This window comes from Microbispora sp. ATCC PTA-5024 (assembly GCF_000511135.2).
In the GTDB taxonomy this organism is placed as follows: Bacteria; Actinomycetota; Actinomycetes; order Streptosporangiales; family Streptosporangiaceae; genus Microbispora; species Microbispora corallina.
The window spans coordinates 163,189-171,723 of sequence record NZ_KI866527.1; the positions used below are offsets into that span (position 1 = coordinate 163,189).

11 protein-coding genes are annotated in these 8,535 nt (G+C 70.6%); 5 read left to right on the forward strand and 6 right to left on the reverse strand.

From position 1 onward, the window contains the following. The 4 genes from MPTA5024_RS35235 to MPTA5024_RS35250 form a co-directional block, all read right to left on the reverse strand. Positions 1-745: conjugal transfer protein (locus MPTA5024_RS35235; RefSeq protein ID WP_198167587.1), on the reverse strand; the 745-nt coding region annotated here is incomplete at its 3' end. A gap of 21 nt (positions 746-766) precedes the next feature. Next, on the reverse strand, positions 767-1,039 hold the full coding sequence (locus MPTA5024_RS35240) for a hypothetical protein (protein ID WP_198167625.1): 273 nt from the start codon (positions 1,037-1,039) through the stop codon (positions 767-769). A gap of 68 nt (positions 1,040-1,107) precedes the next feature. Beyond that, positions 1,108-2,037 (reverse strand): conjugal transfer protein, encoded by a 930-nt coding sequence (locus tag MPTA5024_RS35245; protein WP_232326782.1) that lies wholly within the window; start codon positions 2,035-2,037, stop codon positions 1,108-1,110. A gap of 610 nt (positions 2,038-2,647) precedes the next feature. Continuing rightward, positions 2,648-3,319 (reverse strand): hypothetical protein, encoded by a 672-nt coding sequence (locus tag MPTA5024_RS35250; protein ID WP_036332307.1) that lies wholly within the window; start codon positions 3,317-3,319, stop codon positions 2,648-2,650. 388 nt (positions 3,320-3,707) lie between these two features. Here MPTA5024_RS35250 and MPTA5024_RS35255 point away from each other — a divergent pair, with 388 nt between their 5' ends. Further along, positions 3,708-4,145 carry a MarR family winged helix-turn-helix transcriptional regulator gene (locus MPTA5024_RS35255; protein ID WP_036332308.1) on the forward strand — a complete coding sequence of 146 codons (438 nt, stop codon included), beginning with the start codon at positions 3,708-3,710 and terminating at the stop codon, positions 4,143-4,145. Next, the gene (locus MPTA5024_RS35260; RefSeq protein WP_036332310.1) at positions 4,142-4,984 is read left to right on the forward strand and encodes an alpha/beta fold hydrolase; all 843 of its coding nucleotides are present in this window, start codon (positions 4,142-4,144) and stop codon (positions 4,982-4,984) included. Before MPTA5024_RS35255 ends, MPTA5024_RS35260 begins: the two co-directional genes overlap by 4 nt. Before the next feature lie 109 nt (positions 4,985-5,093). Here the strand turns inward: MPTA5024_RS35260 and MPTA5024_RS35265 are convergent, their stop codons facing one another. After that, on the reverse strand, positions 5,094-6,584 hold the full coding sequence (locus tag MPTA5024_RS35265; protein ID WP_036332312.1) for an FAD-dependent oxidoreductase: 1,491 nt from the start codon (positions 6,582-6,584) through the stop codon (positions 5,094-5,096). Between the two features lie 144 nt (positions 6,585-6,728). Here MPTA5024_RS35265 and MPTA5024_RS35270 point away from each other — a divergent pair, with 144 nt between their 5' ends. The 3 genes from MPTA5024_RS35270 to MPTA5024_RS35280 are packed head-to-tail and all read left to right on the forward strand — an operon-like array spanning position 6,729 to position 7,797. After that, positions 6,729-7,106 (forward strand): DUF2089 domain-containing protein, encoded by a 378-nt coding sequence (locus tag MPTA5024_RS35270; RefSeq protein ID WP_198167588.1) that lies wholly within the window; start codon positions 6,729-6,731, stop codon positions 7,104-7,106. Continuing rightward, positions 7,103-7,363, forward strand: a complete 261-nt coding sequence (locus MPTA5024_RS35275; RefSeq protein ID WP_084370258.1) for a hypothetical protein — start codon at positions 7,103-7,105, stop codon at positions 7,361-7,363. The genes MPTA5024_RS35270 and MPTA5024_RS35275 overlap by 4 nt, the downstream gene beginning before the upstream one ends. 11 nt (positions 7,364-7,374) lie before the next feature. Continuing rightward, the gene (locus tag MPTA5024_RS35280) at positions 7,375-7,797 is read left to right on the forward strand and encodes an SHOCT-like domain-containing protein (protein ID WP_036332314.1); all 423 of its coding nucleotides are present in this window, start codon (positions 7,375-7,377) and stop codon (positions 7,795-7,797) included. A 248-nt stretch (positions 7,798-8,045) separates the two neighbouring features. Here the strand turns inward: MPTA5024_RS35280 and MPTA5024_RS35285 are convergent. After that, positions 8,046-8,535 (reverse strand): GNAT family N-acetyltransferase (locus MPTA5024_RS35285; protein ID WP_036332317.1); only part of this gene is annotated, 490 nt, incomplete at its 5' end.

An 8,535-nucleotide genomic window follows, 5' to 3' on the forward strand; every position in this document is an offset into this window, starting at 1 on the left:
GTCCGGACCCGGTCGAGCCGCCGCGGGGCGGGCCCGCCGCCGGCTCTGCCAGGGAGAAGACGCGTTCGCCGGCCGCCGTGGCCGTACCCCGGGAGGTCGTGGCACCCGGCACCGTGCTGTCGGCGACGGGCGCGGCGGCGGCCGCCGCGGCGGCCACGACGGGACGGACCACCCGGGACGGGCTCTCCGCGACCGACTCGGCCTCGGCGGGGGACGCCAGGCGGCTGGGCAGCGCCCGTTCAGGGAAGCGGGGCTGCTTGCCGGCACGCCTGCCCCGCACGGGCGCGGTTCCCGGCGTGATGCGCACCTGCCCGGCCTTCGACGCGGCCTTCCGCCGGGCCTTGCGCGGCACGCGGACACCCTCGCCCTCGGCGAGGGGGGCGGCCCGCCAGACCCGGGCGACGACGGTGATCTCGTCGGGCTCGCCGGACGGCGCCATCCGGCACCAGGTGCGCGGCTCGGTCATGTAGCGCACCTGCGACTGCAGGAGCTCGGTGAGGCGCTTGCTCTCGATGACGGGCCGGGTGGACAGCCAGGTGAGGACGCCCGGAGGGACGAGGTAGACGACGTGCCACGGCGCTTCGAGCGGCAGCCCGATCAGGTAGAGGAAGAAGCACCACGGGACGAGCACGCCCACGAACACACCGATCCAGACGACTGGAAGCGGCATGGGCAGCCGTAGGTCGTACAGCTTGTAGAGCCGCTTCTCAATTCGCCAGATATTCGTATATGTGGGCAGATCCACCCCGACCTCCTCTCCGCCCGATCACTTGATCCCGAGCGCGCCCGCGATGGCCCTCGCCGTCACCTCGATGATGTTGGGAACGTAGAAGATCACGCCGATCGCGATGGCCAGGATGATGAACTGCACGAACCTGGTGATCTCGCGGGTGAAGAGGAAGAAGATGGCCACGACGGAGACGACGGCAAGGAAGAGCGGGGCGAAGAACCGGCGCAGGAAGTCCGCCAGGCCCTCGGTGTTGATGCCGGTCGTCGGCGCGGGCGACGACGGCGTGGCCAGATCAAGGACGTGGTCCACAACGGTCTTCAGAATCAACTCTCGCCCTCCCGGGGGTATGGATCAGCGATGTCATGATCGGGCATGCGCTACCCCACGGACCGATTCGCACCCTGCACGTCCCTGACGAACCACTTGCCGCCCTGCTTTTCCATCGTGAGCTGGTAGGCCTGCTCCAGCCCGGCCGGCTGCGACACCGGGTCGGCCGACGGGGTGGCCACGGCGGCCACGTCGCCCGAGCTCACGGCCCACACCACGACGGCGGTGACCTCCCTGCTGTCGGCGTCTCCGGGCGGCACGACGACGTCCTTGAGCTCCGCGAGCGTGAACTCCCCGTTGAAGCCGTCGACGGTCACGCCGTTGGCGACGTACCGCTGGAGGTCCACCTGGTTGCCCGCCGCGTACGCCTTGAAGAAGCCCTCCAGCTGGGGGCGCAGCTCCGCCTCGGTGGCCGAGTCGCGGTCGGGATCGGCCAGCTGGGGCAGACCGGCCGGGCCCGGGGCGGGCAGCAGGGCCGGCTGCGCCGACACGACGAACTTCCCGCTGTCGTAGTAGACCGGGACGGACAGCAGGCCGCGGCTCCCGCCGGACTGGTACGTCACGGTGACGCGGGCGCTGTGGACGTCGATCACGTTGATCCCCGCGAACTGGAAGGCCCCCGCCGACATCCGGCCGTAGCCGTTCCAGCCGAACTGGTCGTCGGCCCCATCGGGCAGGAACGCCTTGAGCCGCTCGGCCCTCTGCTGCGGGTTCGCTGCGTCGTAGTTCAGGTAGACGGCGGCGAACTGGTTGGCGAAGGCGGCGGCCTGGGTGACGGGGAAGATGGATCCGGTCGGCTCGGTGGGCGCCTGGGACGCCTGGTCGGTCGCCGTCATCCGCTCGATGGGCGCCCGGACGCCGTTCACGACGATCACGATGATCAGCGCCCAGAGGATCGCGCGGCCGGCCCAGACGAGCCAGCGGCCCCCGCCGCCGCTCCAGCCGCCGCGCCGGGAGGGGACTCCCCGTGCGGCACTCACCTGATCAAGGTCTTCCAGAGGGTACGACTCGGGGTCGCCAGCGATCCGCGGATCCTGCTGGACGGTTGACCTGCGAGCCATCACGCCTCCGCTCGCGCCGATCCCCCCGGCTGGCGCGGTGTCGTCTTACTCTCGATCCGGTTAGCCGCATTGAAGTATTCACCCTAGCGGTCACGCCAATTCTTCCAGGTAAGCCACGCCCATGGTGCAAGCATCGCCGTGACCGAGCAAACCGGGTCTACATCCCGATGAGACATCCCACACCTATCCAGTCTGCGGAAAAGCACGTTACGCCTGGTCAGCGGGGACATCGATTACCTAACCGCCAGGTATTGGTTTCCCGGCAGCTCACAGACATATCGAGGCCGGCGCTCGTTCACGTGCCATCGCCCGAGGTGAGGACGCCGCGCGCATTCGCGAGTACGACGGGTGAGGTGCGACCGGCGCACAGGAGAGACGCCCCAGGCGGCGGGGCGCCGGGCACCGGTGCCAGCCGACCGGCAGGCGTGCCGTCGGCGGCACGCGGATGGCGGCACGCGGACGGCCCCGCACCGGGTGGATGGTGCGAGGCCGAGAGGGTCGCCGGCGGTGATCCGCCTGGCCGCCCGCACTACCCGGAAATCGCCGAGAATCCCGAGTCCGACAGATCTGACGCGCTCGAACCCGACGCGCTGGAACCCGAGTCCGACGAGCCCGACTCGTCCGCGGCCGACGCGTTGGAACCCGACTCATTCGCAGCCGACGCGCCGGAACTCGACTCGCCGGAGGCCGACGACGAGCCCGACTCGCTCGATTCGGACGACGAGCCCGCTTCGCCGGACGCCGACCCGGACTCCCCCTGCGCCGACTGCTGCCGGGCCTCGCTCGCGATCCGGTCCTGCGCGTCCCGCGCCATCTCCGCGATCCGCTGCTGCGCCTCCGCGGCCGCCTCGCTGATGCTCTGCTGGGCGCTGCTGGCCATCTCGGCGATGCGCTGCTGCTGCTCGCCCGCCGCCGCGGGCAGGTCGCCCGGCGTGAACGCCTCGCTCTCGAACGACGCGCCACGCGGCGAGAAGCCCGGCAGCCGGCCGTACGGGCTGAACGTCTCGGAGAACTGCCGGAGTGACGACGGGAACGCCGTCTCCTCCACCGTGCCGCCGGAGTACGTCTCCTGGAGGGCGAGCCCCGGCACGGCCGGTCCGGCCTGCGCGAGCGCGGAACCGCTCAGCAGCGCGGCGCCGCCGGCCGTCAGCGTCGAGGCGACGACGGCCGCCAGAGCCAGCTGTCTGGTTTTCCGGTGCATTGTCCCTCCTTGTGCCCGTCGCGTGCCCGAATAGGGCTGGACAGGCAGGCCACCAGGCGTTTTCCCCTGGTTCCTTCACGGCCGGAAATCCTCCGTACGCGCGCCGGGATAACGGTGAGAAATGGCGATTGCCAGAAAAGAGGACTTATTCAGCGGCATGCGCCGGACGGCCATACCTCGATCCTCAGCCGCGTCCACCGGGCGCGTCCAGACGCTTTGAGGCAAGCGTGCCCGCTGACCTTGGAGGATCTGACCCGCAGCAGGCCGAACACGTCTGTGGACTTTGCGGCCGCTTGCACGCGCGAGGGGCATGCGGTCGCCCGTCCATGATCCGGTTCCGCGTCGCCAGTAACTTGTCCCGGCTAACTTAGGATGTTAAGTTAGTCCCATGGAACGCAACCTGAGTCTGAACCTGCACGTGCTCACCGCGCGGCTCGACCGGGCGGCCGACCGGATCCTCCGGACGGAGCACAACGTGTCGTACAGCCGCTTCGTGGCGCTGACCATGGTGGGAGAACTGGGGGCCTCGACGCAGCGGACCCTCGCCGAGTACCTCGGCGTGACCGAGCCGTCGGTGAGCCGCATGACCGCCGTCCTCGCCTCCGACGGGCTTCTCGACGTCCAGCCGGATCCGGTGGGCGGCAACCGCCGGCGGCTGAGCCTCACCGACGAGGGGAAGCGGCTGGTCGCCACCATCCAGCAGAGCCTCGAAGACCGGCTGGCCGGGCTCGTCGCGCGCAGCGGCGTGCCGTACGACGAGTACGCCGAGCACACCGCGCGGCTGCTGTCGACGTTCGACCGGCTGGAGCAGGAGGCGGGCCGATGAGCGAGAACGTCTCGGCCCCGCCGTCACGGCCGCGAACGGTCCACTCGGCGGACGGCACGCCGATCGGCTATCGGACGACGGGCTCCGGACCGGCTCTGATCGTGCTCGGCGGCACGCTGCGGACCTCGGACGACTACCTTCCCCTGGCCTCCACGCTGGCCCGCTCGTTCACGGTGCACGTCGTCGACCGGCGGGGACGCGGCGACAGCGGCCCTCAGGGACCGGGGTACTCGCTGGAGAAGGAGGTGGAGGACCTCCTCGCCGTCCAGGCGGAGACCGGTGCGCGACTGGCGTTCGGGCACAGCTATGGCGGGCTCGTCGTCCTGGCGGCCGCGCGCGCGTTCCCGCTGTTCGACCGGGTCGCGGTGTACGAGCCCGGAGTGCCGTACGCCCCCGTCCCCACCACGTGGATGGACCCGTACCGGGAAAGGCTGGCCGCCCGCGATCCCTACGGAGCGATGGTCCACTTCATCCGCGGTTCGGGCGGCGCGCCGCCCTTCATGGCCAAGATGCCGCACTGGTACCTGCGGACGGTGCTGCGCCTGGTGTTCCGCGGGCCGGCCTGGCAGCGGATGCGGCCGCTGCTGGAGAGCAACCTGGCCGAGCACGAGCAGATCGCCGCCCAGCAGGGCAGGATCGGCGACTTCGCCGACGTCGCCGCCCCCGTGCTGCTCCTGCGCGGCGGCCGGTCGCGCGTGCGCCCGGAGGAGGCCGCCGCGCTACACGACACCCTTCCCCACGCCGTACTCGAGACCCTGGACGGCCTCGATCACTTCGCCCCGTCAGAACGGAAGGCCGCCCCGGCCGTCGCCGAGCGCGCTCTGGCGTTCTTCGCCTGACGGCCGGTCGCCGCGATCAGAGACGGGGCCCGCCGCTGCGACGTCCCGCTCCGCCGGTCGTCCCGCGGAAGGCGGGCTCGGACACCGCTGTTCCCGACCCCTGATGGTCCTACAGGGGGACGGCTGCCAGCGGCGGTCCGCACCACGCGGCCAGCGCCGCCCGGAGTTCGTCCGTGGGCACGCCGGGATCGGCGCAGTCGGCCGCCCAGGCGACGTATCCGTCGGGCCGGACCAGCACCAGTCGGCTCGTCCTGCCGCCCGCGGCGGCCACATCGACGCGATCACGCCACGCCGCGATGAGCGAGACGGGCAGCCAGACGTCCGGAGGCGTGACCAGGACCAGGCGTCTCGTGCGCAGCGCCTGGTAGAGGGTCGGGCGGCCGGGGCCGGCCAGTGGTATGTCGGGAGCGCGCCTGCCGGTGAGGGGGTGGGAGCCACGTGGCGCCGGGTAGGCGAGGCCGATGCCGGAGAGCGATCTGGCCATCCGGCGGGCCAGCGGGGGCATCCGCGGCGCCAGGCGAAGGGCCGCGCGGCGGACGGCGCCGGGCGTGCGCGGCCTGGCGAGGGCGGCCTGCAGCAGCATGCCGCTGATGCGCAGCGCCTTCCTGCCCGCAGGGCGGCGTTCGGCGTCATAGGTGTCCAGCAGGCTCGCCGGCGCCCCGTTCCTGATGACGGCGGCGAGCTTCCAGCCGAGATTGGCCCCGTCCTGCAGGCCCGTGTTCATGCCGAGGCCGCCGGCCGGGGAGTGGACGTGCGCGGCGTCGCCCGCGAGGAACACCCTGCCGGCCCGGTAGTGCGGCACCTGACGTTCGTCGCTGCTGAACCGGGAGATCCAGCGGGGGTCGTGCATGCCGAAGTCGGTGCCGAGCACCCGCCGGGTGACGTCGCGGATCTCGCCGAGTTCGACGGGGGCCGTGTCCGGCAGGGGGTTCCGTCGATCCCAGACGATCACCCGGTACCAGCCGTCGCCGAACGGCAGCACGAAGGCGAAGCCGTCCTCGACGGCGTCCGCCATCAGCAGGTCGGGTGGCGGATCCGCCAGTCGCACGTCGCACAGCATGACCGAACGGACGGCGGAGCGGCCCGGGAAGGACAGGCCGAGAAGCTCCCGCACCCTGCTGTGCACGCCGTCGGCCGCGACGACGTAGCGGGCCCGGTACGTGCGGGTCTCCCCCTCCCGCGTGCGCACGTCCAGATCGACCCCGTCGGCGTCCTGCCGCAGCCCGACCACCTCCGCGCCGGGCACGATCCGGACGCCGAGCCGCCGAGCCCGGCTCTCGAGCAGCGCCTCGGTCCGGTACTGCGGCACGGCCAGCATGTACGGAAACCTGGTCGGCAGCCCGGACAGGTCGAGTCTCGCGCGCCCGAACACGACCAGCTTGTCGACGGGCAGGCCCGATTCCACAAGCTCGTCCGCCAGCCCTCGGGCGTCGAGCTCCTCCAGAGTGCGAGCGTGCACGCCGGCCGCCCTGCTGAGGTTCGACTCGCCCTTGCGCCTCTCCAGCACCGTGCAGGAGACATCGGCGGCGGCCAGGTCACCGGCGGCCAGCAGACCGGTGGGACCGGCGCCCACGACGAGCACATCGGTCATCGGAAGCATTCGTCCTCTTTGATCGGCACCCATTCGGACAAATACCCCAAAAATGGATGATCCGCACTGAAGTGGACTCGCAGAGGTGCAGGCTTCAAGAAAGTTAAGATCGACATATTGATAATTGAGGATTGTCGGCGTAGAACTTAACGTATGACAGAGCAGGCGATGGACTGGCAGGAACTCACGAACCTGACCCGGGGCCAGCCGTTCGTCGTCGAGCGGGTGCGCCTGGCAGGCAGCGGCGTCGCGATCGAGGGCGAGTTCGAGCTGCCGCAACTGGCTCAGCTCAACGTCGAGGATCAGGTCTTCGTCACGGCGTTCGTACGGTGCCACGGCTCCATCAAGGAGATGGAGCGGATCTTCGGGGTGAGCTACCCGACGATCAAGTCACGGCTGAACCGGATCACGCGGATGCTCGAGTTCGTCGAGACCGATCCGGCGCCGTCACGGGCCGACATCGTCGATCGGCTGCGGCGCGGCGAGATCACCGCAAAGCAGGCGCTGGCCGAATTGGAGGGCCGATCGTGATGCCGCAGTCGCTGACCGTACGGATCAGGCGCCCGGAGGGTCGTCCCGTCCGGATCTGGGTCCCTGTGCTCCCCGTGGTGCTCGTGTTCTCCCCGGTCGTGGTCCTCGCCGTACTGGTGGGGGCCGTGGCCTGCCTCGTGTACCACGTCAGCGTGGTGCGGGCGCTCGCGTCCGGCTGGCGCCTCGTCTCCGCGTTGCCCGGCACCCGGTTCGACCTCGAGCAGGGCCGTACGGCTGTGCTCGTATCCATCCGATAGGAGAGGTTCCGATGAACGAACAACGCAAGGACATCCTCGACATGCTTGCCGAGGGCAAGATCAGCGCGGAGGAGGCGGAGCAGCTCATCGCCGCGCTCGAACGGGACCAGCCGGCGGCGGCGCCGGGTCCCGACGCCCGGCCGAAGGGCAAGGCGAAGTACCTGCGAGTGGTGGTGGACGCCATCGAGGACGACGAGCCGACGCGGGTCAACGTGCGGGTGCCGCTGCAGTTGCTGCGGGCCGGCGTGCGGCTGGCCGCCCTGATCCCGCCGCAGGCGCTGGGCAAGGCCAACGCCGAACTGATGAAGTCGGGCGTGCCGCTCGACCTGACGCAGCTCAAGCCCGAACAGCTCGAGGCGCTCGTGGAGCACCTCGACGAGATGACCGTGGAGGTCGACCAGCCCGATGCCCGCGTGCGCGTCTTCTGCGAGTAGGCGCCGTCCGGTTCGGACGGGCCCCCGAGAGGGTGCTGGAACACCCTCCCGAGGCCGCGCCCGCCACAGCAGAGCACGGATGAACTGCCAACCTGAAGCCTAGCCGCTCGTCGGCGGGCCGTCGGAGGGGCCGCTCGGACGAGCGGCCCCTCCTTCCGTTCACGCGTCGGCGGCGGCACACACGCCGTGTGCCGCACGCCGGAACCCGAAGGCGGATGAGGCCGGTTACATTCCGGCGCAGATCAACGTCACCGCGCGGACCGGCGTGACGGCCCTGCGGAGGGCCGCACCTTCAGATCCAGGAACATCACATGCAGCCCGACCAGACCGTGCTCCGGATGGTCGAACGCTTCCGGGACGGTGGCCAGCACGTGGAAGCCCAGCGAGCGCCACAGTCGCACGGCCACCTCGTTGGTCTCGACCACCGCGTTGAACTGGATGCTTCGGTACCCGGCGCCACGCGCCCAGTCGACGACGTGCTCGCCAAGGGCGCGACCGACACCACGGCCGGAGTGCGCCGGATGGACCATGAAACTGGCCGTCGCGACATGAGCTCCTCGCCCGGGGCGATTGGGGCCCATCTTGGCGCTGCCGAGAACGGTCGAACCATCCACGGCGACGACGGTGCGCCCCGGAGGAGCTTCCATCCACAGTCCACGAGCCTGCTCGAGGGAGAGATCCTCGGGATAGGCGTACGAATGTCCCGCCGCGACGATCTCGCTGAAGAACGGGTAGATC